This window comes from Streptomyces dryopteridis (assembly GCF_049606955.1).
In the GTDB taxonomy this organism is placed as follows: domain Bacteria; phylum Actinomycetota; class Actinomycetes; order Streptomycetales; family Streptomycetaceae; genus Streptomyces.
Genome location: NZ_CP187113.1, coordinates 3,419,488 through 3,445,796, shown reverse-complemented (window position 1 = coordinate 3,445,796; position 26,309 = coordinate 3,419,488). Strand labels below are relative to the sequence as shown.

General features: G+C 73.7%; 20 protein-coding genes. 10 read left to right on the top strand and 10 right to left on the bottom strand.

Annotated elements, in window-relative coordinates:
* Positions 1 to 23: 23 nt before the first annotated feature.
* On the bottom strand, positions 24 to 1,694 hold the full coding sequence (locus ACN20G_RS14760) for an FAD-binding oxidoreductase (protein WP_424213234.1): 1,671 nt from the start codon (positions 1,692 to 1,694) through the stop codon (positions 24 to 26).
* A 244-nt stretch (positions 1,695 to 1,938) separates the two neighbouring features.
* Between ACN20G_RS14760 and ACN20G_RS14755 the strand changes: the two genes are divergently transcribed.
* Positions 1,939 to 2,478, top strand: coding sequence for a VOC family protein (locus tag ACN20G_RS14755; protein WP_424213233.1), 540 nt, complete (start codon positions 1,939 to 1,941; stop codon positions 2,476 to 2,478).
* Between the two features lie 191 nt (positions 2,479 to 2,669).
* Positions 2,670 to 3,146, top strand: coding sequence for a nitroreductase/quinone reductase family protein (locus ACN20G_RS14750; protein ID WP_424213232.1), 477 nt, complete (start codon positions 2,670 to 2,672; stop codon positions 3,144 to 3,146).
* A gap of 75 nt (positions 3,147 to 3,221) precedes the next feature.
* On the opposite strand, the gene ACN20G_RS14745 is transcribed toward ACN20G_RS14750, so the two are convergent.
* The 7 genes from ACN20G_RS14745 to ACN20G_RS14715 all read right to left on the bottom strand — a co-directional run bounded on the left by ACN20G_RS14745 (position 3,222) and on the right by ACN20G_RS14715 (position 13,379).
* On the bottom strand, positions 3,222 to 4,910 hold the full coding sequence (locus ACN20G_RS14745) for an AMP-binding protein (protein ID WP_424213231.1): 1,689 nt from the start codon (positions 4,908 to 4,910) through the stop codon (positions 3,222 to 3,224).
* An 8-nt stretch (positions 4,911 to 4,918) separates the two neighbouring features.
* Positions 4,919 to 6,337, bottom strand: a complete 1,419-nt coding sequence (locus ACN20G_RS14740; protein WP_424213230.1) for a sensor histidine kinase — start codon at positions 6,335 to 6,337, stop codon at positions 4,919 to 4,921.
* A complete protein-coding gene (locus ACN20G_RS14735; RefSeq protein ID WP_424213229.1) occupies positions 6,334 to 7,017 on the bottom strand; it encodes a hypothetical protein in 684 nt (227 codons plus the stop codon). Before ACN20G_RS14735 ends, ACN20G_RS14740 begins: the two co-directional genes overlap by 4 nt.
* A gap of 244 nt (positions 7,018 to 7,261) precedes the next feature.
* Complete coding sequence (locus tag ACN20G_RS14730; protein WP_424213228.1) at positions 7,262 to 7,900, bottom strand: sortase domain-bontaining protein; 639 nt, start codon at positions 7,898 to 7,900, stop codon at positions 7,262 to 7,264.
* Between the two features lie 209 nt (positions 7,901 to 8,109).
* Entirely contained in the window at positions 8,110 to 8,319 is a 210-nt protein-coding gene (locus tag ACN20G_RS14725) for a hypothetical protein (protein WP_424213227.1), read from the bottom strand.
* Positions 8,320 to 8,575: 256 nt separating this feature from the next.
* A complete protein-coding gene (locus ACN20G_RS14720; protein WP_424213226.1) occupies positions 8,576 to 10,552 on the bottom strand; it encodes an MFS transporter in 1,977 nt (658 codons plus the stop codon).
* 94 nt (positions 10,553 to 10,646) lie between these two features.
* Complete coding sequence (locus ACN20G_RS14715; protein ID WP_424213225.1) at positions 10,647 to 13,379, bottom strand: hypothetical protein; 2,733 nt, start codon at positions 13,377 to 13,379, stop codon at positions 10,647 to 10,649.
* A 276-nt stretch (positions 13,380 to 13,655) separates the two neighbouring features.
* On the opposite strand from ACN20G_RS14715, the gene ACN20G_RS14710 reads away from it, so the two are divergent.
* The 3 genes from ACN20G_RS14710 to ACN20G_RS14700 all read left to right on the top strand — a co-directional run bounded on the left by ACN20G_RS14710 (position 13,656) and on the right by ACN20G_RS14700 (position 15,925).
* A complete protein-coding gene (locus tag ACN20G_RS14710; RefSeq protein ID WP_424213224.1) occupies positions 13,656 to 14,375 on the top strand; it encodes a GOLPH3/VPS74 family protein in 720 nt (239 codons plus the stop codon).
* 229 nt (positions 14,376 to 14,604) lie between these two features.
* Positions 14,605 to 15,489: a helix-turn-helix domain-containing protein gene (locus ACN20G_RS14705; protein WP_424213223.1), complete on the top strand. Its 885-nt coding sequence runs from the start codon at positions 14,605 to 14,607 to the stop codon at positions 15,487 to 15,489.
* 232 nt (positions 15,490 to 15,721) lie between these two features.
* Positions 15,722 to 15,925 carry a DUF397 domain-containing protein gene (locus ACN20G_RS14700; RefSeq protein WP_424213222.1) on the top strand — a complete coding sequence of 68 codons (204 nt, stop codon included), beginning with the start codon at positions 15,722 to 15,724 and terminating at the stop codon, positions 15,923 to 15,925.
* Between the two features lie 233 nt (positions 15,926 to 16,158).
* Here ACN20G_RS14700 and ACN20G_RS14695 read toward each other — a convergent pair whose 3' ends face one another.
* Positions 16,159 to 17,037, bottom strand: coding sequence for a hypothetical protein (locus ACN20G_RS14695; RefSeq protein ID WP_424213221.1), 879 nt, complete (start codon positions 17,035 to 17,037; stop codon positions 16,159 to 16,161).
* Between the two features lie 188 nt (positions 17,038 to 17,225).
* On the opposite strand from ACN20G_RS14695, the gene ACN20G_RS14690 reads away from it, so the two are divergent.
* The 3 genes from ACN20G_RS14690 (at position 17,226) to ACN20G_RS14680 (ending at position 22,555) form a co-directional block, all read left to right on the top strand.
* Positions 17,226 to 18,536, top strand: coding sequence for a PLP-dependent aminotransferase family protein (locus ACN20G_RS14690; protein ID WP_424213220.1), 1,311 nt, complete (start codon positions 17,226 to 17,228; stop codon positions 18,534 to 18,536).
* Positions 18,537 to 18,862: 326 nt separating this feature from the next.
* Entirely contained in the window at positions 18,863 to 19,645 is a 783-nt protein-coding gene (locus ACN20G_RS14685) for an SDR family oxidoreductase (RefSeq protein ID WP_424213219.1), read from the top strand.
* Between the two features lie 300 nt (positions 19,646 to 19,945).
* Positions 19,946 to 22,555 (top strand): bifunctional FO biosynthesis protein CofGH, encoded by a 2,610-nt coding sequence (locus ACN20G_RS14680; protein WP_424215512.1) that lies wholly within the window; start codon positions 19,946 to 19,948, stop codon positions 22,553 to 22,555.
* A gap of 143 nt (positions 22,556 to 22,698) precedes the next feature.
* Here ACN20G_RS14680 and ACN20G_RS14675 read toward each other — a convergent pair whose 3' ends face one another.
* On the bottom strand, positions 22,699 to 23,778 hold the full coding sequence (locus tag ACN20G_RS14675) for a tyrosine-protein phosphatase (protein ID WP_424213218.1): 1,080 nt from the start codon (positions 23,776 to 23,778) through the stop codon (positions 22,699 to 22,701).
* Positions 23,779 to 24,042: 264 nt separating this feature from the next.
* Here ACN20G_RS14675 and ACN20G_RS14670 point away from each other — a divergent pair, with 264 nt between their 5' ends.
* The gene (locus tag ACN20G_RS14670; protein WP_424213217.1) at positions 24,043 to 25,335 is read left to right on the top strand and encodes an ADP-ribosylglycohydrolase family protein; all 1,293 of its coding nucleotides are present in this window, start codon (positions 24,043 to 24,045) and stop codon (positions 25,333 to 25,335) included.
* A 101-nt stretch (positions 25,336 to 25,436) separates the two neighbouring features.
* Positions 25,437 to 26,306 carry an LLM class F420-dependent oxidoreductase gene (locus tag ACN20G_RS14665; protein ID WP_424213216.1) on the top strand — a complete coding sequence of 290 codons (870 nt, stop codon included), beginning with the start codon at positions 25,437 to 25,439 and terminating at the stop codon, positions 26,304 to 26,306.
* Positions 26,307 to 26,309: the final 3 nt, after the last annotated feature.

Sequence of the window (26,309 nt, the reverse complement as noted above, 5' to 3'; positions counted from 1 at the left end):
GGCCGGGGCCGGGCCGCCGGGGCCTACGGTCGGATCGACTGCCGGTGTCGGAAGACGTTCCGGGGGTCGTACGCGCGCTTGGCACGCTGGAGACGGGCGTAGTTGCCCTTCCAGTAGAGGTCGTGCCAGGGGGTGGTGGACTTGTTGTGGGCCGGGTCGCCCAGGTCCCCGTCGGGGTAGTTGATGTAGCAGCCGTCCGTGACCCCGTTGGGGACGGGCACGCCGCCGGTGTCCGCGTACACGTCGGCGAACACGTTGCGCACCCAGCCCAGGTTCACGGCGTCGTCGGCAGCCTCGTACCAGACGCTCTCGAAGTTCGTCTTCATGATGGCCGCGCGCTGGGCGACCGCCGTCGCGTGCGAGGGCACCGTGCCGATCGCGCCGCCGGCCGAGGCGTAGACGATGCCGGCGAAGGGGCTGACCGCGTCGTCGTTGGTCAGGTGCCGGTACATGGCGTCGATCTGCGCGGCCGGGGTCGGCTTGACCAGGTGCGAGGACTTGTGGATGCCGCGCATGGTCGGGTCCAGCTGGGTCGCGGAGACCGAACCGATGTACTTGGTGCCCCGCAGCCACGGGAGCTTGCGGGTGGAGGAGTACTGCGAGTCGACCACGCCGGCGCGCCGCACCGGGGTGGTGGCCACGCCGAGCGCGGCGTTGAGCCCGGCGAGGTGGTCCGACAGGACCCGGGCGGCGTCCGGGAGGGAGGCGTCGACCTGGATGATGAGCCCCAGGTTCCCCGCCGAGCGGTGGTTGAGGAGCATCCACGAGAACAGCGAACCGGCCGTGGTGCCGGCCGTGTTGTTGGCCTCCAGCCACTCCCCGTAGTGGGTCACCAGGCGGGCGAAGCCCTCCTTCGTGACCTTCTCCCAGGGCCAGAACAGGTTGCTGATGTACACCTCGGCCGGCGCCTTCGGCAGCAGCCTGGTCGGGTCGTTGCCGGTGGCCCCGGGGGTGCGGAACCAGTACCGGGTGATCACGCCGAAGCTGCCGCCGCCGCCACCGGTGTGCGCCCAGAACAGGTCCTGGTGCGGGTCGGTCGCGGCCCGGGTCGCCACCACGCGCTTGGCGCGGCCGGCCGCGTCCACGACGACCACCTCGACGGCGTGCAGGTGGTCGACGGTCAGGCCGTGCTGACGCGAGAGCATGCCGAAGCCCCCGCCCGCCACGTGCCCGCCGATGCCGACCGAGTGGCAGATCCCGCCCGGGATGGTCACGCCCCAACCGCCGTGCAGGGCCTCGTACACGTCGAGCAGCGTCGCGCCGCCCTCGACGACGAACGCCCCCATCGCGGTGTCGAACGCGACCGCGTTCATCAGGGACATGTTGAGGACGACCTTCGTCTCGTCGTTGTAGACGAAGTCCTCGAAGCAGTGTCCGCCGCCCGCGACGGTGATGCGCTTGCCCGCGTCCACGGCGGACTGCACCGCCGCGACCACGTCGGCGGTGGTGCGGGGCAGCACGATCTTCTCGGGGGCCGCCACCCAGCGCTGGTTCATGCCCGACCGCAGGTCCGCGTACCGAGGGTCGGAGGGGGTCACCGTCACCGCGTCGGATCCGGTCGCGGCGGTCGCACGGGCCCCCGCGCCCGACGTCCCGACCCCGACGGCTCCGGCCGTGCCCTGGAGACCGAAGGCGGCACCGACCGCCACCCCGGATCCCGCGGCGAGTATCCCGCGGCGTTTCAGCGTTCTCATCGATTCGTCCCTTGTCGTCACTCGCGCCGATTCCCTTGCGGTGACCTCATGAGAACAGCGCGACGGTCGCGTCGGGACGACACCGGGGGACTGTGTCAGTTTCGTGCGCCGAAACTCAGCACTTGGTCAGGTCTCGCATGAGTTCCCTCACCTTTCGAGACCTCCGATTGACGTATTCGGCCGCCCGAGAACACCATCACGACCCAGAAGAAAACGGAAGTAACGATTTCCAGGGAGACCTTTCGTGCCGATAATTCCCGGAGCCCGCGCCGTCCACCACATCGCCTACACCGTCCCGGACCTGGACGAGGCGGTGACCTTCTTCACCGAGGCCATCGGTGCGGAGGTCGCCTACCGCCTCGGCCCCGTGGAGGACCCGGACGGCGAGTGGATGACCCGCAAGCTCGCCGTCCACCCGCGAGCCTCCGCCAAGATCGCGATGCTCCGCCTGGGAGCCGCCCTCAACCTGGAACTCTTCGAGTACACGGCCCCCGACCAGGACCGCCGCCGCCCCCTGAACAGCGACTGGGGCGGCCACCACTTCGCCCTCTTCGTCGACGACGTGGACAAGGCCGTCGAGTACCTGCGCGCGTACCCGGGCGTGACGATCCTGGGCGAGCCCGAGACCATCGAGGACGGCCCGATCGCGGGCGACCGGTGGGTCTACTTCACCACCCCGTGGGGCCTGAGCATGGAACTCATCAACATGCCCGAGGACATGCCGTACGCCCGCGAGACCTCGGTGCGCGTCTACCGTCCGGAATCTCCGTGGAGCAACTCATGAACGTCCTCGATTCACGTTCGAGCAGACTTCGAGAGAGCTCCGAAACGGATTCGAGGGAACTGCCGGGAAGGTTCGAGAGCAATTTGAGAGAAACAAGGTGAGGCCCGGGTGACCGCTGCCGCGATCCGGGTAAACCGGATCGCGCGGCATCCCGGCATTCGAATCGAACGCACCGGAAAACAGGGGACGTCATGACCGTCATCGGGGAATCTCCCGTCAACAGCAACCCGTTCAACCTCCGCGTCATCGAGGAGTTCCGGGCCAACCGGGGTACGGTGGCCGACTTCGCGGGCATCGACCTGCTCCTCCTCACCACCACCGGGCGGCGCTCCCGGCTCCCCCGCACCACCCCCTTGGTGCACCTCGTCGATGGCGACCGGCTGATCGTCTTCGCGGCGAACGGCGGCGCCCCCACCGAGCCCGCCTGGTACCTGAACCTGATGGCCGCGGGCGAGGCCCTCGTCGAGGTGGGCGAGGAGCACCGGCCGGTCCGCCCCGTCCTCGTGCCCGAGGAGGAGCACGAGGCCCTGTGGGCCCGACAGATCGCGCAGGACGCCAACTTCGCCGGCTTCCGCGGCCGCACCGAGCGGGCCATCCCCGTCGTGGCCCTCGTGCCGCACACCGCCGCGCTGCGCGCCCGGCGCGCCGGCTGGCCCGTGGGCATCTGACCCGGACGACCACGCGACGAGGGGGCGGCACCGACCGGTGGTCGGTGCCGCCCCTTCTTTCCGGGGCCCCGCACGTCAGCGCAGGTCCTCCTCGCGGTACTCGGCCGGCGCGCCCTGGGCCGTCAGATCCCGCAGTTCGGCCCGCCGGATCTTCCCGGACACCGTCTTGGGCAACGGGGCGAACTCCACGCGCCGCACCCGCTTGTACGGGGCCAGCACCGCCCGCGAGTGCGCGAACAGCGCACGCGCCGTCTCCGGTCCGGGCTCGTACCCGGCCGCGAGGACCACGTACGCCTTCGGCACGCTCAACCGCACCGGGTCGGGCGACGGCACCACGGCCACCTCGGCCACCGCCTCGTGCTCCAGCAGCGCGCTCTCCAGCTCGAACGGCGAGATCTTGTAGTCCGAGGACTTGAACACGTCGTCGGCCCGGCCCACGTACGTCAACCGGCCGTCCGCGTCCCGGGACCCGATGTCGCCCGTGCGGTAGTACCCGCCGGCCATCACCTCACGGGTGCGCTCCTCGTCGCCCCGATACCCGGCCATCAGCCCCACCGGGGCGCCGGCGAGGTCCAGACAGATCTCCCCCTCTTCCACCCCCACACGCCCCGTGACCGGGTCCACCAGCACCACGTCGAACCCCGGCGTGGGCAACCCCATGGAGCCGGGCCGCACCTCCATGCCGGGCGTGTTCGCGACCTGCACCGCCGTCTCGGTCTGCCCGAACCCGTCACGGATGGTCACCCCCCACGCCTGCCGCACCCGCTCGATCACCTCGGGGTTGAGCGGCTCCCCGGCCCCCACCACCTCGCGTGGCGGCCGCGCCAGCAGCCCGAGATCGGCCTGGATCAGCATCCGCCAAACCGTGGGCGGGGCGCAGAACGAGGTGACCCCCGCCCGGTCCATCTCGGCCATCAGCCGGGCGGGGTCGAAGCGGGAGTAGTTGTGGATGAACACGGTCGCCTCGGCGTTCCACGGGGCGAACAGGTTCGACCAGGCGTGCTTGGCCCAGCCCGGAGACGAGATGTTCAGGTGCACGTCCCCCGGGCGCAGCCCGATCCAGTACATCGTCGCCAGGTGCCCGATCGGGTAGGAGACGTGGGTGTGCTCCACCAGCTTCGGCCGGGACGTGGTGCCGGAGGTGAAGTACAGCATCAGGGGATCATCGGCGCGGGTCGGCCCGTCCGGCACGAAGCCCAGGCCCACCGCCGCCGCGTCCGCGTAATCGGTCCAGCCCGCCGGGAGCCCGCCGGGCGCGGCGCCGACCGCGATCCGCCCGTACTCCCCGGGCACGGAGTCGAATTTCGGGGTGTCCTCGACGCGAACCAGCACGTGCGAGACCTCAGCACGCTCGACCCGGTCGGTGAGGTCGGCCGGGCCCAGCAGCGGGGTGCACGGGATGACGACGGCCCGCAGTTTCATCGCGGCGAGGGCCGTCTCCCACAGCTCGACCTGGTTGCCCAGCATCACCAGCATCCGGTCTCCCGCCCGCACCCCCAGGGAGCGCAGCCGGCTTGCGACCCGGTCCGAGCGCCCTGACATCTCGGCGAAGGAGACCTGCGTCCGGGTGCCGTCCTCCTCCGCGATGTGCAGCGCGATGCGGTCGTTGTCCCGCGCGATGACGTCGAACCAGTCCAGCGCCCAGTTGAAGTGTTCGGGCCGGGGCCACACGAAGGCGCGGCGGGCCGCTTCGTGGTCCTCCCGGTGGCGCAGCAACAGGTCCCGTGCGGCCCGGAACTCCTCGGTGGCGTGGGTCGTGGTCATGTGTCCTCTTACTCGGCAGGTGACTCGCGGTGCGCCCATCTCAGCAGTGCGCGGCGGGCCTCGCAGGGCACTTCCGACACTGTGTCACCTGCGCTTTGACCGGGGGGAGGTGGTGGGGGCGGGGCGGCCGTCCCCACGCCGGTCGGGCGCAGGACCACCTCGGCCCGGGCGCCGCCGGATTTGGGGTTGGTGAGGGTGAGGGTGGCGTCCAGGGCCGCGGCTTGGCCCGTGGCGATCGTGAGGCCCAGGCCGTGGCCCTTGTTCGTGCCCTCCGTGCGGAAGCGTTGGGGGCCGTCGGTGAGGAGGTAGGCGGGGTAGCCGGGGCCGGAGTCGGTGACGGTGAGGGTGTGGGACTCGACCGTGACGGTGACCGGGGTGGCGCCGTGTTTGTGGGCGTTGGCGATCAGGTTGCCCAGGACGCGTTCCAGGCGGCGGCGGTCGGTCGTGACGTGGACCGGGTCGCCGCGGACCTCCAGGGCGGTGCCCTCGGGGGCGCCGCGGACGGCGCGGGCGGCGAGTTCGGCCAGGTCGTGTTCGGCGAGTTCGGGGCGTTCGGTGCCGGTGTCGAGGCGGGAGATCTCCAGCAGGTCCTCGGTGAGGGAGCGCATGGCGCCGACCCGGTCGCGGACGAGTTCGGCGGGGCGGCCGGGCGGGAGGAGTTCGGCGGCGGCGTTCAGGCCGGTGAGGGGGGTGCGCAGTTCGTGGGCCACGTCGGCGGTGAAGCGGCGTTCGGATTCGAGTTTGCGTTGCAGGGTGGCCGCCATCGTGTCGAGGGCGGTGGAGACGGCGGTGACCTCGTCGCGGTGCCGCGGGGAGTCGGCGACGCGCGCGTCGAGGTCGCCGGCGGAGATCCGGCGGGCCACGGCGGCGGTCTGGTGCAGCCGCCGGGTGATGCGGGTGACGCCGAGGGCGCCGATGCACAGGGTGCCGCCGATGGCGAGTCCGGAGGAGCCGAGGATGGCACGGTCGAGTTCTTCGAGGGCGCGGGCGGCGCCGGTGTGGTCGACGGCGGCGCCGAGGACGCGGCCGTGGTCGGCGGGGCCGGCGGCCCACATGACGGGTTTGCCGCGTAGTTCGCCGAGGCCCGTGGCCCGGACCCCGCGTGCGGCGAGGTCCCTGAGCGGGGCGGGCAGTTCGGGCGGGTCCACGCCTTCGCCGGGCAGTCCGCGGGAGCCGGTCTCGTAGCCGGCGACGGTGCGGTCGAGGCGGGTGAGGGCCTTCTCCCGGGCGTTCTCGATGGTCTGACGGGTCATCGCGTCGTGCACGAGGCCGCCGAGGAGGGCGGCGAGACCGCAGCACATCAGGGTGATGAACACGGCCGCCTTCCACGTGAGGGTCGCGGACCAGGCCGGGGTGCGGGGCCGACGGCGGGGCGCGCGGGCACCTGTTTCACGTGAAACACGTTCGGTGGTCGGGGCGGCGGTCACGAGGCGGCCGTCCGGGGCGGGTCCGTGGGGCGGACGATCTCCATCAGGCGCGGCCGCATGGCCCGCCGGTCCTCGCACCAGGCCCATTCGTCGCGGTGCTCGGCGTCCGGGCCGCCCCCGGTGGAACGGATGATCACCTTGCGGGCGGTGAGGTCCACGCTGAGCACCCGCTGGGTGGTGTCCATGATCCGGGCGAGGGCGCCGTCGTGGAGGGTGTACACGCGGACGTCGAGCTGCCCGTCGGGCAGGTCCACACCGAGGATCAGCTCGTCGAGGCCGTCGCCGGTCAGGTCCCGGTACGCGGCGGGACGCACGGCGCAGCCGGCGGCGGGGCCCACGGGGTGACGGTCGCAGCCGGCGAGGGCCTCGGCGAGGGGGTCGGTGTCGGCACGGTCCGCGCGGTCCGCGCAGTCGTCGTCGCCGGTGCGGGTCGCGGCGAGGTCGGCGCGGAGCACGGCGAGGGCGGTCACGTCGTGCAGGTCGCCGCTGGGCACGGGCAGCCCCGGGACGGGCACGGGGCCGGGGCCCTCGGCGTCCTCGTCGCCGGTCGGGGCGGCGGGAGGCCGGTCGGGCCAGAGGCGCTGCGGGCCGTGCGCGCGGGGGACGGCCCGGCCCTGCTCGGCGGTGAGCGCCGAACCGTCGGGCCGGCCACAGCCGGTGAGCACGGGCAGCGCGAGCACGCAGAGCGCGGCGAGGAGGGGTACGAGGCCGGCACCGGTGCGGGAGCGCCGGCGCGGCGCCGGGCCGGGCGGGCCCGGCGCGCGCCGCGGACGAGACGGGCGGGGCCGGGTGAGTGGGGTGGGCGGAGTCGGTGAGGTGGGCGGAGTCGGTGGGGTGGGCATGGCGGGGGCCTGGGGAACGACGACGGGGGGCGGCGATCCGGGGTGGGGGCCTCCGGAGGGCGAGGGTGACGCGCGGGGCGGATCAGGTGGTGTGGAGGTCCGCGTAGAGGATGACGTTGTTGGCGCGGTGGCCGTTCTCGATCTCGCCGCCGCAGGTCAGCACCCGCAGTTCGGGGCGGTCGGTGGCGCCGTAGACCTTCTCGGTGGGGAAGTCCTTCTTGTTCACGTCCTGGATCTCGCGGATCGTGAACTTCGCGGTGCGGCCGTCCTCGCGCGGGACCTCGATGACGTCGCCGAGCTTGATGTCCTTGACGTTCTTCATGAGCGCGGGACCGTGCCTGGTGTCGAAGTGGGCGACGAGCACGGAGACCCCCTTCTCGCCGGGGGTGACCCCCTGGGTCCACCAGCCGGGGACGTCGGCGTCCTTGTCGGCGTCGGGGACCCCGAGCTCGCCGGTGTCGCCGTCGACCGAGAGGTCCACCATCCGCTTCGCGTCCACGCCGGCCGACGCGATCTTCAGGCCGGTGGGCTTGGCGGGCGGCAGCGGCGGGGCCGCCGCGGTCGGGGTGGTCGCCGTGTTGGAGACGCGCGGGGCGGGCGGCGGCTTCACGGCGCTCTCGGTGCCGCCGCAGGCGGTGAGGCCGCCGACGAGGCCGAGCAGCAGGCCGGTGGTGACGAGGGCCCGCCGGTGGGCGGCGGGGCGGAGGGCGGTCGTGGTCATGGTCGCGGACTCCGGGAGGGTGGAGGGCAGAACCCTATGACCATAAATGCCCCATGTTGGGGTAATGCGTAGGGAATGTAACGGTCACATCATCGTGCGGGATCGGGGGACCCACGACCCGCCGCACCCCCGCCCTTCGCCCCGACCCCGGTCACCGAAAGGCCCTCCCGGTGACGTGCGGGGCACGTCCGGGAGGGCCCGCGCGGCGGTCAGCTCAGGCCGCGGCTTCGTTCGCCGATCCGGTCGCCCTGCGGGCTGCCGGACCTCTTGAGCGCCGCCTTCGTGTGCGCGCCGCCCTTCACCTTGCTGCGCAGCGGGCCCTCGAAACCGTGCCCGTGCCCGGCCCGGCGCACCTCCAAGGCGTGCGCCTTCGCCCGCTCCAGGGCTTCGTCGTGGCCCTTCTTCTCGCTCGCGCTCATCGGCACGTGCCTCCTCCGGGATGCCCCGTATGGGGGGAAATGCGGCTCGCTTCGGAGCCTATGCGGACTCCCCGCGCCCCGCACCCGGACGGAGCAGCGTCCGGCCCGCACCCTCACGTGCACCCCGTCACGTGCACCCCGTCACGAGCCCCACGTCAAGCGCGCACCGTCACCCGCACCCCGTCACGAGCCACCGCACGTCACGAGCACCCCCTCACGAGCACCCCGTCACGCGCGCAGCCTCACCCGCACCCCGTCACGGGCCGACCGCCGCGTCGGTGCCCGTGCCCACCAGTTCCCGCGGGCACGGCGTGCCGCGCGGCAGCTGGTACGGGGCCGCCACCCGGTACACCCCCGGCTCGGGCGCCAGCAGCACCGTCCACACGTCCCCGGCCGCGTCGGGCGCCGCCTGGAACAGGCAGCCGGCCACGTTCGTGTAAGCCTTCGGGACCGCTCCCACCACCTTCGACGCGAAGGTCTCCTGCGGCGGCGCGACCGGCCGCCCCTCGGCGTCCACCAGCCCCAGCCACGGCGAGTGCGGGATCCGCACGGTGACCCGCCCGGCCTTCTTCACCTCGATCACCATCTGGTCCTCGCCCGCGCGCGTGGCCTCCGCCTCCCCGCTGACCAGCGGAGTCGGGTCGTCCACGCGGAACAGCCGCCAGTTCGCGTCCCCCCACACCTGCGTCAGGTACGGGAGCCCCGAGTCGATCAGCTCAGCCTCGTCCACGCCCCCCGAGTCGGGTTTGTCGGCGGACAGCACCACGTAGTGCACCGCCCAGCGCGCCAGCCACTCGCGGTAGTTCTCGGCCGTCAGGCTGCCGTCGTAGAACAGCGGGTTGCGTTCCGTGTCGGCCTGCCGGTTCCAGCCGCGCGCCAGGTTGACGTGGCTGGGGAACGCGGAGGACTCGCGGTGGCTGGAGGCGGGGACCACCTCGACCCGGCCGCGGTCGGCCCCCACCTTCTGGAGCTGGTCCACGAGCGGGGTCAGCTCGCGGTTCCACGCGGCCAGCGGGGTGGTGCGGATGATGTCGGTGACCGAGTTGCTGGTGATCCACGCGTTGAGCCCGATGAACGCGGCGAGCACCGCCCACCAGTGCCGACCCCGCCGGGGCCCGGCGTACGGCAGCGCCGCGAGCAGCACGGCCCCGCCGAAGAGCATCACCATGCGGGTCACGTTCGACCCGATCTGCGAGTCCACGACCCAGGTCAGGAACACGGCCAGGGCGTACACCGCCGACGCGATCCGGACCGTCTTCCACCGCTTGGGGACGAGGACCACGATCAGCAGCGCGAACACGAACGGCAGCCAGGCCGAGCCGATCTTCATCGGCTGGGTGCCGGAGAACGGGAACAGCCACGCCGACAGCGCGACCACCGCCACCGGCGGCAGCCCCAGCACGTACGCCCCGGGCCGTCGCTTCGACAGGAACAGGCCCGCCGCGACCATGCCGAGGAACAGGCCCGCCACCGGGCTCGCCGCCGTCGCGAGCCCCGCGAGCGGCGCCGCGACCACGGCCTTCAGCCACCGCCGGCGCGCCCACTTGCGCGGCCAGCAGAACACGGCGGCGACCGCCGCGAGCGCGAACATGGCCCCGAGGCCGAAGGTGACCCGGCCGGAGAGCGCGTTGCAGAACAGGCCGTAGACCCCGGCGAGGGCGGGCCACAGCGGCACCTTCACCGTGCCCCGGGAGCGGCTGAGGATCAGCGCGACCAGGGCCGCCGAGAGGGTCCCGGCGATCATCATCGTCGTGCGCACGCCGAACACGTGCATGAGGTACGGGGAGATCACGCTGTACGAGACGGGGTGCATCCCGCCGAACCAGGCCAGGTTGTAGGCCGAGTCGGGGTGCCGGCCGACGAACTCCGCCCACGCGTCCTGCGCGGCGAGGTCGCCGCCGCTGTTGGCGAAGCAGAAGAACCACACCACGTGCAGGACGGCGGCGACCGCCGAGGCCACCAGCACCGGACGCCGTTCCAGCGCGAGCCGCACCCGCCGGGCCCGACCCGGCGCCGCACCGGCCGGCGCCCCGGGCGCCGTCGCCCCTGACGCCGACGGTTCGGCCGTCGCCCCGGCCGCGGCCTCGGCCGCCGTCCGCTCCGGCCGCGTCGGGTTCGGGGCGTCCGGGCGGTCCGAGGGGCCCGGCGCGCTCCGTATCGGCTCCGGGCCCTCGCCCGCGCCGGCCGGCGCCCGGCCCTCGACCGGGCGCGGCCCTCGTTCGGCGGTGGTCACTCGTTCACTCCCCACAGCGCGTTCTCCGTACGACCCGAAGACGCGCGCCGGCGCCCCGGGGTTGTGCCCGGGGCGCCGGCGCGCGCACGTCGGCTCAGCCCAGCCGCGTCAGCTTCGCGAACAGGCCCGGCTTCGACAGCTCGCCCTTCACCGCGACGGGCACCTCGATCCGGCTGGCGCCCTCGCCGACGGTCAGCACGCCGACCTCGGTGCCGGAGGCCGCCTCGGCGACCAACGGCTTGCCGTCGGTGCCCAGCTTCAGGGACACGGTCAGCGAGGGCCAGCCCACCGCCGTCACGTCCTTCGTGGTCACCAGCGGGGTGCGGCCGCCGAGCCCGTCGTCCACGTACCCGACGACCTGCCCCTTCTTCACGACCGTGGCCCCGACCAGCGACTTCTGCGTGGAGACCAGCAGTTTGCGGCTGTTGTCGACGACGGTGTCGATGATCGGCGCCTTGTGCTGCGCGAGCACCGCCCCGACCAGCAGCTGCTCGGTGTCGCCGACCTTCTTCTTCGCCGCGAAGAGCAGGTTGCCGCCGGCCTTCGTGGTGGTGCCGGTCTTGATGCCGAGGGAGTCGTCGTACGGGACGAGCGCGTTCCAGTTCCGCCAGGTCTTGCCCGAGGGGTCGGTCCACGTCGGCAGCTTGGTGATGGCCATCAGCGCGTCGATCTCGACCAGCTTCAGCCCCAGCTTCACCTGGTCCTCGGCCGTGGAGACGGTGGTCGCGTCCAGGCCGGAGGGGTCGGTGTAGGTGGTGTTGGTCATGCCGAGTTCCTTGGCGGTGTCGTTCATCTTCTTGACGAACGCCTCCTGCGACCCGGAGTCCCAGCGGGCCAGCAGCCGCGCGATGTTGTTGGCGGAGGGGATCATGAGCGCGGCGATCGCATCGTGCTCGGAGATCTTCTGCCCGGCCTGGACCGTGTCGAGGGTGGACTCGTTGTCGGTCGAATTGTTCTTCTTGCCCTCGTCCTCGGCGGTCTGGTCGATGTCGATCATCTTGCCCGGTTCACCCTTCTTGAAGGGGTGGTCGCGCATGATGATGTACGCCGTCATCGACTTGGTGACGCTCGCGATCGGCACCGGCTTCGGCTCGCCGGAGGAGCCGATCACGCCGAGTCCGCTCGCGGCCATCACGGCCTGCCCGGAGGCCGGCCAGGTCAGCTCGGGCTTGCCGCCCTCGAAGGTGAACGAGGTCTTGCCGGTGGCCACCAGCGTCGGCGCGGGCAGCGGCCGGAACGCCTGCACCACGGCCAGGACCAGCACGATCAGCGTGAGGATCGGCCCGTAGATCTTGATCCGGCGGACCGTGGACCGCATCGCACTGGGCGGCGGGGGCGGGTTGTTCGTGAGCTGCGCGAGCATGTCCAGCGGCGGGAGCGGGGGCAGCGGCTGCTGCGTCGTGCGCTCGGGGCCGTGGAGGGAGACCTGCTGGGTCTCGTCGGGGGTGCCCGGACGCGCGGCGTAGGGGCCGGAGGTCGGCGGGGGCACGCGGCCGGCGCCGCCCGGCGGGGGCACGCGGCCCGGACGCGGCGGGTCCGAGGGCGGGGCGGAGGGGGACGCGGAGGCGGCGGCGGAGGGCGCGGAGCGCTCGGCGCCGGCGGCGCCCTTGGTCCCCTTCTCCCCCTTCTCCTCCTTGGTGCCCTTCTCCCCCTTCTCACCCTTGGGGGCGTTCGGGGTGTTCGGGGTGTTCGCGGGCTTGGCTCCCTTGGCGGCGGTCTCGCCCTTGGCGGGCTCGGCGTCCTTGCCGGCCCTCGGGGCCCGCTCGTTCTCCGGCTCGCCGGTCGCGTCGGAGCCGGCGGGGCGACGGGTGCCGTGCACCTCGCCCTTCGGCTCGCGCTCGGAGGCGGAGACCGGACGCGGAAGGTCCGCGTCCTCGCGCAGCGGCACGAAGGTCCCGGGGCGGGACGCGGGACGCTCGTCGTCGCGCCGTATGGCACGGAAGACGGTGGTCCGCTCGACCTCCGGCTCCGGCGCGTCCCGGTCGGCGTCGGCGTCCGTGTCCGTGTCCGTGTCGGTGTCGCCGGTGCCGGAGGGGTCGCGGCGGAGGGTGCGGAACACGGCGGTCCGGCGGTCCCGGTCGGCGGGCGCGTCCCCGTCCGTGCCGCCGCCCGTGCCGCCGTCCGCGTCCTCGTTCCCGTCGCGGGCGGGGTCCTTGCGGACGGTGCGGAAGACGGCGGTCCGCTCACTGGCGGGCAGCGGCTTCGGCTCCTCCCCCCGTTCCGAACCGGAGTCCGAACCGGAAGCGGATTCGGACGCGGACGCGCCGGGGCGGGCGACCCCGAGCCGGGGATCGACGACGGGGGCACGGCCCGACGCGGACCCACGTGCAGGCTCGTCCGAAGTCTTGGCGGAGCTCTTGGCGGAGCTCCCGACGACGGCCGCGTCGGAGGCGCCGGCACCGGCGCCCGCGCGGTCCGCGTCGCGTTCGGCGTCGCGGCCGGAAGCCCGGTCCGTGTCACGGTCCGAAGCGGAACCGGAGGTCGAACGGTCCTCGGCGGCGGCCGGCGCGGGCTCGGAGTCCTCGGCGGCGGGCTTCGGACGGGGCATCCGGAACACGGCGGTCCGCTCGGCCTCGGCCGGATCGGCGACCCGGCCGTCTTCGGCGGGGGCGCGTTCGCCGGTGGCCCGCTCGGCCTCGGCGTCCGGGTCGGAGGTCGGCGCGTCCGAGTCCGCCGTGACCTCGACCGGCTCGTCGTTGACCGGCTCATCGGTGACCGGCTCGTCGGGGGTCGAGTCGTCGGGGGCCTTGGTCGGCGGAACGGAACGGTCCGCTCGGCGTTCCGGCGCGGTCTCCCGCTCGGGTTCCGGGTCTCGGGGGCGGAACACCGACAGCCTCGGGTCCTGCTCCGCGCGCGATGAGCCCGTCGTCCCCGACGAACCCTGCTCTGCCGACTTGTCGGGGACCTCGCCCGCCACCAGCTTCCTCCTCGTCACGCCCGTCCGGGCTGTCCGAACCGTCTCACAGTGTCCTGTCCGGGGGTATCGCCCTCGTGGTAGACGAGAACGACATAGCTGCGAGTTCCCGTACAAAGCGACCAGGCACTCTCGACAGATGAATGTGAGAGGGGTCACCCTGTCACTCATCCACGCGGGGAGGCATGGATGGGCAAGAGCCGCAGAACAATCCCGGAGGAGCTCCTGCTGCTCGCCTTGGACCCGACCACGGGTACCACGGCGCAGCCGCAGTCGCTCGACCTCGGCCTGGCCGGGGCCCAGCTCGTGGAGCTGGCTCTCGCGGGACGGATAGCCCCTGATGGGGATCGTATCGCCGTGGTGATGCCACGGCCGACAGGAGATCCGACCTTGGACTCCGCACTGGAGCTGCTGCGCCGTCGTGGCAGCCCGGTTCGGGCGGTCCACTGGATCGGCGGACCCCGGCTGGGGCTCCGCCAGACGTACCTCTCGCATCTGGAGCGGTGCGGCATGGTGCATGCCGTGGCCGGTCAGATGTGCGGGGTGCTGCCGACGACCCGCTACCAGGCGGTCGACACGGCGATCAGCCGGGAGATCCGTGCCCGGTTGGACAGCGCGATCCGCACCGGCGTGCCGCCGGACCAGCGGACCGCGGCGCTCGCCGCGCTGGCCCACGCGGTCGGACTCGGCAAGCACCTGTACCCCGGCAACGAGGGGCGTTCGTCCCGGTCCCGACTGCGGGACCTGATCAGGCACGACCCGATGGGCGGCCTGGTGGCGCACGCCGTGCTGGACGTACAGAACGGCGTGGCCGCACAGCCGCGTCGTGAGCGGGCGACGACGCCCGGGGGCGGGGTACCGCACCAGCCGCGTCGTTCCGGCGCCATGGCGCGCGCCGCGTCCCGCTGATCCACCGCCGTACCCCCGCGCGCTCCGGCGCACGGACCGGCGTGCACGACGCACATGCTCCACCTGCACAGCGCACGACCCGAACCACCCGCGCGGGGTGGCGCGGTCGGTCCGCCGGCCGCGTCACCCCGCGCGTCGGTTTTCCTCCCGTTCCCCGGCGGCACGGCGCTCTTCGGTGGCAGTGTGCTCACCAACAGACACACAGCGAGAAGGCGGAGGTGCCGATCCCGTGGCGTCCAATGTCAATCCCACCGTCCGACGCCGCCGACTGGGCATGGAGCTGCGCAAGCTCCGCGAGGAGCGGGGCATGACCGCCGAGGCGGTCGCCGAGCGGCTGCTGGTCTCCCAGTCCAAGATCAGTCGGCTGGAGAACGGTCGTCGGTCCATCAGTCAGCGTGACGTGCGCGACCTGTGCGAGGTGTACGAGGTGGCGGATCCGCGCGTGGTGGACTCCCTCATGCAGATGGCCAAGGAGTCCCGCCAGCAGGGCTGGTGGCACGCCTTCGGCGATCTGCCCTACAGCGTGTACATCGGCCTGGAGACGGACGCGACGAGCCTGCGCGTCTACGAGCCGCAGGTGATCCCGGGCCTGCTCCAGACCACGGAGTACGCGCAGGCCCTGATCCTGGGCGCGGTGCCGGAGATCTCGCAGTCGGAGATCGACAAGCGCGTGAACGTGCGCATGCGGCGGCAGTTGCGCCTGGTCGAGGGCGACCAGAACACCAATCAGCAGGTCGGACCGCTGCGCTTGTGGGCGGTGCTCGACGAGGCGGCGCTGCGCCGCCGGGTCGGGGACGGCGAGGTGATGGTGGAGCAGTTGCAGTGGCTGATCGAGCAGTCGCGGCTGCCGCACGTGACGATCCAGGTCATCCCGTTCGCGATGGGCGCGCACCCCGGCGTGAACGGGCAGTACGCGATCCTGGAGTTCCCCGACGCGACCGATTCGACGGTGGTCTACATCGAGGGGGTCACCAGCGACCTGTACCTGGAGAAGACCAACGACGTGCAGAAGTACAGCGTCATGTACGAGCACCTGCGGGCCCAGGCCCTCGGTGTGGAGCAGACCCGGGACTACATCGCCGACATCATCGAGGAGCACGCGGGAAAGAAGTGACGGGTGGGGCTCCGGTGCTGCGGGCGCGGCACGGTACACCGTGTACCGCGACCCACGGAAGAGGACATCGGAATATGCCACCCCACCGAGTGAACGGCCCCGTCCGCCCTCCGGCGGTGCGGGTAGCGTCGATCACGTCGGTCGGATCCGGCGGTTCCCCAGCGGTTCCGACACCCCGGCCGACGACCCTCCACATCGATCTGCGCTACGCAACGCTGGACCGGAGATGAACATGGCCATTCGTCAGGGCGCCACCGCCACCTGGATCAAGTCCTCCTACTCCACCGGCAACGGTGCCTGCGTCGAGGTCAAGTCCCCCGTCGCCACCGCCGTCGCCGTCCGCGACTCCAAGGTGACGGACGGACCGAACCTCGCCTTCGCCCCCGAGTCCTGGACCTCCTTCGTCGACGAGGTGACCGCCGGTCGGCTCGTCTGAGCCCCTCGGTGACCCGCGCCCACCCCGGCGCGCACACCTCACCGGCACCACCCGCACCACAGCACCACCCGCTTCACCCGCTTCACCCGCTTCACCGACGAGAACCCTCTCGGCTGGTCCGCCGTCCCTGCCGAGGGAGTTCCGCGAGCAGCACCCGCCCGTGCCCGTGCCCTCCGCCAGGGGGCACGGGCACGGGCGCGTCCGTGCGCCGTGCGACATGCGCCGGGCCTCGGTCAGCGGAGTTGGTCGACGTAGCGGTCGGTGCCGGGCACGGTGGGGATGAACGGGGCCACCAGCTCGACCCGGCCCAGCCCGCTCTCCGCGACCTCCTCGTCCAGGCCCCCGAAGTGCTCGCGGCAGTCGCGCGGGTCGACCTGGAGGAACCAGAGCAGGGTCAGGCGGGTGTCGACCCCCTCCACCTGCTTGACGTACGTCATCCGGTCGCCGGGCAGGGGCGTGGGCCGGAAGATCGTGACCATGGCGACGGGGGAGCCCGCGATGCGGCGCGGCAGGGCGCGGGCGCGCAGCCACTCCAGCAGTTCGGCGCGGCCCGCCTCGTCCTCGGCGTCGATCACCTGGAGGACGAGGCCCGCGTAGGGGTGGTCCAGGGCGTGGAAGTCGCGGGGGCCGGCGGCGCCGTCGCGGTAGACGGTGGCCTCGTGGTCCTGGAACGACGTGAACACGTGGGTGCGGTCCTGGTAGACCCGCCCGTCGCGGTTGAGGCGCTTGTTGATGCCGACGGTCCACTTCATGTGCTCGTCGTAGCGGCCGTCGGTGACCCAGTAGGTGGAGAGGTAGCAGCCGGCGGTGACGGGCTGGGCGATCGCGGACTTCTCCGGGTAGCGCAGTTCCTGGAGGTCGCGGGTGGCGACCCAGCGGCGGCCGGCGAACATCCAGGGCATGGCCATGGCGCCGGCGTAGTAATGGTCGTCCTCGTACCAGCGGTTGTAGGCGTACTCGTGGCCCGGGTGGGGTTCGACCATCGTGATCAGCGCGTGCCCGGGGTGGACGCCGTACGGGCCGACGGCGGCCAGTCTCCCGTAGTGCTCGACGCCCCGGGGGTCGGCGGGCTCGCCGGCGCCGGGGGCGGTGGCGTTCTCGGATGCGGTCATGGGAACCGGTGTAGCTGATGATCCGTCAGTGCGGGAGGGGTGCGGCGCGATCCGGGACGTTCCGGCCGCGAGCCGGGCCCCGCGTCCCACATCCCGAACAACCCCGTGCCCTCTACACCTTTCTCCGGTTACGCTGCCGCCCACCTCCCTCCGCCCGCCGACCGCCGTGAGTGCCCGAGGAGCCCGCCATGACCGTCCCGCCGCCCGCCCAGGCCCCCGCCACCCCGCCGAGACCCGCGAACGCGCCCGCGCCCGCCCCCGGCGCCTCCCCCGCGCCGCTGCCGCCGTTCGCGGCCCGCGCCCGCACCGCCGAGGGCTCCGCCGTGCGCGAGATCCTCGCCGTCACCCAGCGCCCCGGGGTGATCTCCTTCGCCGGCGGCCTGCCCGCCCCCGAACTCTTCGACGCCGCCGGCCTGCGCGCCGGCTTCGAGGCGGCCCTGACCCGACACGCCGGCCGGGCCCTCCAGTACTCCACCACCGAGGGCGACCCGGATCTGCGGGCCGCCGTCGCCGACCGGCTCACCGTCCGCGGCCTGCCCACCACCGCCGAGGACCTGCTCGTCACCACCGGCTCCCAGCAGGCCCTGGCCCTCGTCACGGCGACCCTGCTGGAACCCGGGGACACGGTCCTGGTCGAGAACCCCACCTACCTCGCCGCCCTCCAGGGCTTCCGCCTCGCCGGCGTGCGCACGGTGCCCGTGGCCTGCGACGACTCCGGGCTGCTGCCGGAGGCCCTGGAGGCCGCGGTGCTGCGCGAGCGGCCCCGGCTGCTCTACACCGTCCCCACCTTCCAGAACCCCACCGGCCGCACCCTGCCCGCCGAACGCCGGACCGCCGTGGCCGCGATCGCGGCGCGGCACGGGCTGCGGGTGCTGGAGGACGACCCGTACGGCGAACTGCGCTTCGAGGGCGCGCACGTGCCGTGGGTGGCGGCGACACCCGGCGCCGAGGACCGCACGCTGCTGCTCGGCAGCTTCTCCAAGGTCCTCGCGCCCGGGCTGCGGCTGGGCTGGCTGCGGGCCCCGCGCGCGGAGCTGCGGGCGGCGGCGGTCGTCAAGCAGTCGAGCGATCTGCACACCTCCTCCGTGGACCAGCTCGCCGCCGCGCACTACCTGCGCGCCGCCGATCTCGACGGGCACGTGGCCAAGGTGCGGGGCGCCTACCGGGAGCGGCGGGACGCGCTGCTCGGCGGGCTGGGCGCGGCGCTGCCGGACGGTTCCACGTGGAACCGTCCCGAGGGCGGCATGTTCGTGTGGGCCCGGCTGCCGAAGGGGTGGGACGCGACGGAGCTGCTGCGGCGGGCGGTCGGGCACGACGTGGCCTTCGTGCCGGGCGCGCCGTTCTTCGCGACGGAGCCCGACCCGCGCACCCTGCGGCTGACGTTCACCACCCACACGCCCGCCGAGATCGCGGTGGGCCTGGACCGCCTCGCAACGGCGATCGACCAAACGCCGACCAACCGGCCGACGACCGACCGGACGGCCCCACACCCCGCCTGACCGACGCGCGCGGGCGGAGCCGCGATCCCGGGCACGCGAGAACGCGGCGTGCGGGCGCACGGGCGACAGCCACAAGCAACCGAACGCCCGCGTACGGGCAGGGGCCGCACACGGGCGGGGGCCGCGCACAGGCAGGGGCCGCACACGGGCAGGGGCACGGCCCCACCCAGTGCGCGGCCCTCGGGCGGCGTGCCGCCCGGCCCACGCGCCGCGCCAGGCTCACGTGGCTTCCGGGCCTTGCCCGTGTGCGCCCGCCCGCCTAGCCTGACGCTCCGTCAGGTTCCGCGTGGGGACCCGTGGGACACCGCCCGTCGGAAGGATCCGCCGTGCTGCTGCGAGGAAAGACCGTCGTCGTCTCCGGGGTCGGGGCCGGACTCGGCCGGCAGGTGGCCGCGACCGTGGTCCGCGACGGCGGGAACGCCGTGCTCGGGGCCCGGACGGAGACCGCCCTGGCCAAGACCGCCGCCGAGATCGACCCGGACGGCACGCACACCGCCTGGCTGCCCACCGACATCACCGACGAGTCCCGCTGCGAGGCCCTCGCGGCGCTCGCGACGGAGCGTTTCGGCCGGCTCGACGCGGTGGTCCACGTGGCCGCGTGGGACTCCTACTTCGGCGGTCTGGCGGATGCGGATTTCGCCACCTGGCAGGGGATCATCGACGTCAACCTGCTGGGAACCCTCCGCATGACCCGCGCCTGTCTGCCCGCCCTCAAGGAGCGCGGCGGCTCGGTGGTCATCATCGGCACCCAGTCGGCGGTGGCCGCGCCCAGCGAGGTGGCCCAGGCCGCCTACGCGGCCTCCAAAGGGGCCCTGACCTCGGCGATGTACTCGTTGGCCCGGGAGCTGGGGCCTGATCGGATCCGGGTCAACACCGTGCTGCCGGGCTGGATGTGGGGGCCGCCGGTGCAGGCGTTCGTCACGTTCACCGCGCACACCGAGGGGGTGCCGGAGGAGGAGGTGCGGGCCCGTCTCGACCGGCGGATGGCCCTGCCGGAACTGGCCACCGACGGGGACGTCGCGGACGCCGTCGCCTTCCTCGCCTCCGACCGCGCGAGGGCGATCACCGGCCAATCCCTGCTGGTCAACGCGGGGGAGCTGATGCGGTGATGGCCGCGTGACGGCCGGGACGGAGGGGGTGGGGCGGGGCCTTCGCGGCCCCGTCGGGCCTCGACCGCGTGATCGTATGCTCGCTGCATGACCATACCGAGCACCCCGGCTCCGGGCGCCGACCGGGAACCGATCGACGCGGTCGCCCCGGCCGCCGGCGCCGGGCCCGCGTCCGCTCCCGTGTCCCCTCCCCCGCCCGTGCCCCCGTCACCGTCCGCCGAGGTTCCCGCCGAACCCACCGCCGACGGGGCCCCCTTGTCGCTCCCGTCCGCGCCGACGGCCCGCGCCGTCGACCTGCCGATGCCGGTGCCGCCGGCCCGGTCCGAACCGGCACCCACCGAGAACGCGATGCGCCGGGCCCTGAAGCGGGCCCGTTCCGGGGTCTCCCTCGACGTGACCGAGGCGGCCGTGCTGCTGCGGGCGCGGGGCGCGGACCTGACGGATCTGGCGTCGAGCGCCGCGAAGGTCCGTGACGCGGGCCTGCGGGCGGCCGGCCGGGCGGGCGTCGTCACGTACTCCCGCAAGGTGTTCATCCCGCTGACCCGGCTGTGCCGCGACCGCTGCCACTACTGCACCTTCGTGACGGTGCCGGGCAAGCTGCGCCGCGAGGGCCACGGCATGTTCCTCTCCCCCGACGAGGTGCTGGCCATCGCGCGCGAGGGCGCCGCCCTCGGCTGCAAGGAGGCCCTGTTCACCCTCGGGGACCGGCCCGAGGACCGCTGGCCCGAGGCCCGCGAGTGGCTCGACGCGCACGGCTACGACGACACCCTCGCCTACGTGCGGGCCATGGCGATCCGGGTGCTGGAGGAGACCGGGCTGCTGCCGCACCTGAACCCGGGCGTGCTGTCCTGGTCGGACCTCCAGCGGCTCAAGCCGGTGGCCCCGTCCATGGGCATGATGCTGGAGACCACCGCGACCCGCCTGTGGTCCGAGCCCGGCGGCCCGCACCACGGTTCCCCCGACAAGGAGCCCGCCGTCCGCCTGCGGGTGCTCCAGGACGCGGGCCGCTCCAACGTGCCGTTCACCACCGGGGTCCTGATCGGGATCGGCGAGAGCTACGAGGAGCGGGCGGAGGCGCTGTTCGAGCTGCGTCGCGTGCAGCGCTCCTACCAGGGCCTGCAAGAGGTCATCGTGCAGAACTTCCGCGCCAAGCCGGACACGGCGATGCGCGGGATGCCGGACGCGGAGCTGTCGGAGCTGGCGGCGTGCGTGGCGGTGGCCCGGCTGGTGCTGGGCCCGGCGGCCCGCATCCAGGCCCCGCCGAACCTCGTGGACGCCGAGTACGCGCTGCTGATCGGCGCGGGCATCGACGACTGGGGCGGGGTCTCCCCGCTCACCCCCGACCACGTCAACCCCGAGCGGCCCTGGCCGCACATCGAGGAGTTGGCGCGGCGCACGGCGGAGGCCGGCTTCGAGCTGCGCGAACGCCTCACGATCTACCCCGAGTTCATCGCGCGCGGCGAGCCCTGGCTCGACCCGCGGCTGCTGCCGCACGTGCGGGCCCTGGCCGACCCGGAGACGGGGCTGGCGATCGAGGGCGCGATCCCGGTCGGGCTGCCCTGGCAGGAGCCGGACGAGGGCTTCGGCGCGGCGGGCGGCGGGGGCGGCACGGGCCGCGTGGACCTGCACCGCGAGATCGACACCGAGGGCCGCACGGAGGACCGGCGCGGGGACTTCGACCACGTGTACGGGGACTGGGAGGCGCTGCGGGAGGCCGCGGCCCCCGGCATGGCCCCCGACCGGCTCGACACCGACGTGCGCGACGCGCTGCGGCAGGCCGCCGACGACCCGACCCGGCTCACCGACGGCCAGGCCCTCGCCCTGCTGCACGCCGACGGGCCGGCCCTGGACGCCCTCTGCGAGATCGCCGACGACCTGCGCAAATCGGTGGTCGGCGACGAGGTGACCTACATCGTCACCCGCAACATCAACTTCACCAACGTCTGTTACACCGGCTGCCGGTTCTGCGCCTTCGCGCAGCGCCGCACCGACGCCGACGCCTACACCCTCTCCCTCGACCAGGTCGCCGACCGCGCGGCGCAGGCGTGGGAGGTCGGCGCGGTCGAGGTGTGCATGCAGGGCGGCATCCACCCCGACCTGCCGGGCACCGCCTACTTCGACATCGCGCGCGCGGTGAAGCAGCGGGTGCCGGGGATGCACGTGCACGCGTTCTCGCCGATGGAGGTCGTCAACGGCGCCACCCGCACCGGCATGTCGATCCGGGACTGGCTGACGGCCGCCAAGGAGGCCGGGCTCGACTCCATTCCCGGCACCGCCGCCGAGATCCTCGACGACGAGGTCCGCTGGGTCCTCACCAAGGGCAAGCTGCCGGCCGCCGACTGGATCGAGGTGATCACCACCGCCCACGAGCTGGGCCTGCGCTCCTCGTCCACGATGATGTACGGGCACGTGGACCAGCCCCGGCACTGGCTCGGCCACTTCCGCACCCTGGCCCGCATCCAGGAGCGCACCGGCGGGTTCACCGAGTTCGTCACCCTGCCGTTCATCCACACCAACGCCCCCGTCTACCTCGCGGGCATCGCCCGCCCCGGCCCCACCGACCGGGACAACCGGGCCGTGACGGCGATGGCGCGGCTGCTGCTGCACCCGCACATCCCCAACATCCAGACCAGCTGGGTCAAGCTCGGCGCGGAGGGCGCGGCCGAGATGCTGCGCTCGGGCGCCAACGACCTCGGCGGGACGCTGATGGAGGAGACCATCTCGCGGATGGCCGGCTCGGGCTGGGGCTCGTACAAGTCGATCCGCGACCTGGAGGCCATCGCCACGGCCGCGGGCCGCCCCTCCCGCCCGCGCACCACGCTGTACGGCGAGGTCCCGGCGGAACGCCGGGCCACGGCGGAGGGCTCGGACGGTCACCTGCCGGAACTGCTGCCACTCGCGGACGGCTGAGCCCGAACGGGCCGGAGGCCGGGCCGGGGAACGGCACCCCCCGGAACGCGCCGCGGCCCCGACGGAGGGTCTCCGTCGGGGCCGCGGCGTGCCCGCCCGGGGGGTGCGGCCCCCGGGGTCCGACCGGGCCGCTCGCCCGCGCGTCAGCCGACGAGCAGGTCCCGCTTCAGCTCGCGCAGGTCCCGCGCGTCCACGCCCAGGCCCTGCTTCAGGTACCGGTCGAAGCTGCCGTACTTGGCGTTGACCTCGGCGTACCCGGCGTTCAGGTACTCGGGGCGCACGTCGAGCAGCGGCTTGTAGACGGCGGCCTGCGCGGCCGGCAGGTGCGCGAGGACCTGCTCGTTGGCGGCCTTGCGGTAGTCGTTGCTGGCCAGGTAGTCGGCCATGACGGTCTCGCGCGGCACGCCGAGCGCGGTCAGCAGCGCGGCGTCGGCCCAGCCCGTGCGGTCCTTGCCGGCGGTGCAGTGGAAGAGGACGGCCCGGTCCCGGTCGTTGCCGATGCCCTTGAAGACGGAGGTGTAGGCGGCGCGCCCGGAGTCCGAGCTGACCATCACCTTCTCGGCGTCGATCATCGCCTTGACGGCCTCGTCGGGGGTGCGGGGCAGGGTGGCGAAGGAGCCGGAGGCCCCGAGCACGTCGGCGACCACGTAGCGCGCGCCGGCGGGCACGCGGTCGACGTCCTTGGTGCGCTCCTCCTGCATCCGCAGATCAAAGACGGTCTTGACCTTGAGGCGCTTGAGCTTGGCGAGGTCGGCGTCGGTGAGCTTGTTGAGGGCGTCGGAGCGGTAGACCTCGCCCATCTTCACCCACTTGCCGTCGGCCGTGCGGTAGCCGCCGGCGTCGCGGAAGTTGGCGGTGCCCTCCAGCTTGATCAGCCGGTCGGCCAGGCGCAGGCCGCGCCCGCGGTCGGCGGAGAAGTCGAACCACTGGCGGTCCACGCCGGCCGGCAGGCCGGTGACCTGGGCGCTGCCCTTGGCCCCGCCGCGCGCCACGACCTTGCCGTTCGCCTCGATCCGGACCTTCTTCACGCCCTTGGTGTCCCAGGTCAGCGTGTACGTGCCGGGGGTCGCGCCGGCGGTGACGGTCGCGGCGGTGAACGGGACGGAGGACCGGTCGGAGCCGTGGCCTGACCCGTGGGCGGAGGCGGCCGGGGCGAGGGCGAGCGAGAGGGAGAGGGAGACCGCGGCGGCGAGAGCGGCCTGGGCGAGGGTTGCCTTCTTCATGGCTAAGAGGCTGGGCGGGCGGCGCGAACGACCGGTGAACGCGACGTGGCCGGAACCGACCGGTCGGACGTCGGCCGGCAAAACGTGTCACGGTGCGGCTCCGCGCAGTTCATCGGCATCTGCCGAAGGTCCCAACCCGCCCCGCTCCCTTCACTATTCGGCCTTTTCGCGCTCACTTCCCCGCCTTCCGACCGACTCCTTCCGGTTGGGCCCTTCGCGTCGATTACAGTGCGTCGCCAGGGGAGAGCAGGGGGAGACCACCACATGAACGCGACCGGCGCCGCTCCGACGACCGCCACCGCCGACACCGCTCCGGGCACCACGCCGGACCCGGTCCCGGCCCCGACCGGCACGCCGGACACCGTCCCGACCGGCGCGCGGGACACCGTCCCGACCGACACCCCGAACGGCGACGCCCCCGCGGCCTCGACCGGCACCCCGCCGACCGCCGCCCGGCACTGGGACCGCGCGACCCAGCAGGACTACCGGGCCCGGGTGCGCGGCACCCTGCTCGGCGCGGCCCTCGGCGACGCCCTCGGCGCCCCCGTCGCCGGCCTCTCCCTCGCCGGCATCCGAGCCGCCCACGGCCCCGCCGGCCTCACCGAGCCCTCCCCCGCCTTCGGCCGGCGCGGCGCCGTCACCGCCACCACCCAGCTCGCCGTGTTCACCACCGACGGCCTGATCCGCGCCCACGTGCGCCGTGACGGCGGCTCCTGGCACCCGCCCACCGACCTGCACCGCGCCTACCTCCGCTGGGCCGACGGCCAGCACGACGCCAACCCCGACCAGCGCCGCCCCGGCACCGGCCGGCTCGCCCGCGAGGACTGGCTGCACGCCCGCCGCGGCCCCGACCGGGCCTGCCTCACCGGCTTCGGCGACCCCGTCCCCGGCACCCCCGACACCCCCAAGAACCCCACCGCCCGCGACGCGGCGGCAGCGGCCCGCTCGGCCCCCTTCGGCCTCCTCGTGGACTGGGAACCCCGACTCGTCCTCCAGCTCACCGTGGAGTGCGCCGCCCAGAGCCACGGCCACCCCACCGCCACCCTGGCCGCCGGCGCCCTCGCCACCACCGTCCACGGCCTCACCCGGGGCCGCCCCCTCACCACGGCCCTCGCCGACACCCTCGACCTGCTCGCCGAACACCCCGGCCACGACCCCGTCACCGCCGCCCTGCACCGCGCCCTCGACGCCGCCGAGGACACCGCCCCGGCCCCGCACCCGGCCGTCGTGGAGAGCCTGTGCGCGGGCCGCGACGCCGACGACGCCCTCGCCGTCGCCGCCTACTGCGCCCTCGTCGCCGTCGACGTCCGGCACGGCCTGCGCCTGGCCGTCAACCACGGCGGCGACTCCACCGTCACCGGCGCCCTCACCGGGGCCCTACTCGGCGCCCGCGACGGCGAGACCGCCCTGCCCGCCCTGTGGCTCGCCGAGCTGGAGGGCCGGGCGACGCTGCTGGAGCTCGCCGACGACTTCGCGCTGGAGATGACCCAGGGGCACACCCTGCACGGCCCCACCGTCGCCGGCACGGCGTGGGCGAACCGCTATCCGGCCATCTGACGCACCCTCTGACGCATCATCAGCCGACCCGCTCGCCGACCCCTCACGCCCGGCGGCCCGTGCGTCGTACCGTGGGCCTCCCACCCCACGGAGGTGCACCGATGCGGATCGCGACGACCGTCTTCCTGACCGACCACACCATCACCCCGGTCCGGCTCGCCCGCTCCCTGGAGGAACGCGGCTTCGCCGGCCTCTGGCTGCCCGAACACACCCACATCCCCGTCTCCCGCACCACCCCCGCCCCCATGGGCGGGGACCTGCCCGAGGAGTACGGGCGCACCCTCGACCCCTTCGTCGCCCTCGCCCAGGCCGCCGCCGTCACCCGCAAACTCCGACTCGGCACCGGCGTCACCCTCGTCGTGGAACACGACCCGATCGCCCTCGCCAAGCAGATCGCCACCCTCGACCACCTCAGCGGCGGCCGGTTCTCCCTCGGCCTCGGCTACGGCTGGAACGTCGAAGAGGCCGCCGACCACGGCGTCACCTGGCGCGAACGACGAGAGGTCACCCGGGACCGGATGGCCCTCATGCGGGCCCTGTGGGCCCCCGAACCCACCGCCTACGAGGGCGCGCACGGCTCCGTCGCCGCCTCGCACGCCCACCCCAAACCGGCCACCGCGCCCCGCGACCTCGGCCCCGCCCACACCCTCGGCACCCTGCACGGCCCCCGCACCCTCATCGGCGGCGCGGCCGGCCCCAAACTCTTCGCGGCCATCGCCGAGCACGCCGACGGCTGGCTGCCCATCGGCGGCGGCGGGCTCTCCGAGACCCTGCCCGAACTGCGACGGGTCTGGGAGGAGGCGGGCCGCGACCCGAAGACGCTCACGGTCATCCCGTACGCGGTCCGCCCCACCCCCGGCAAGCTCGCGCACTACGCCGAACTGGGCATCGAGGAGGTCGTCCTGCAACTGCCCTCGGCGGAGGCCCCGGAGATCATGCGCGTCCTCGACAACTACGCGCAGTACCTGTAGGCG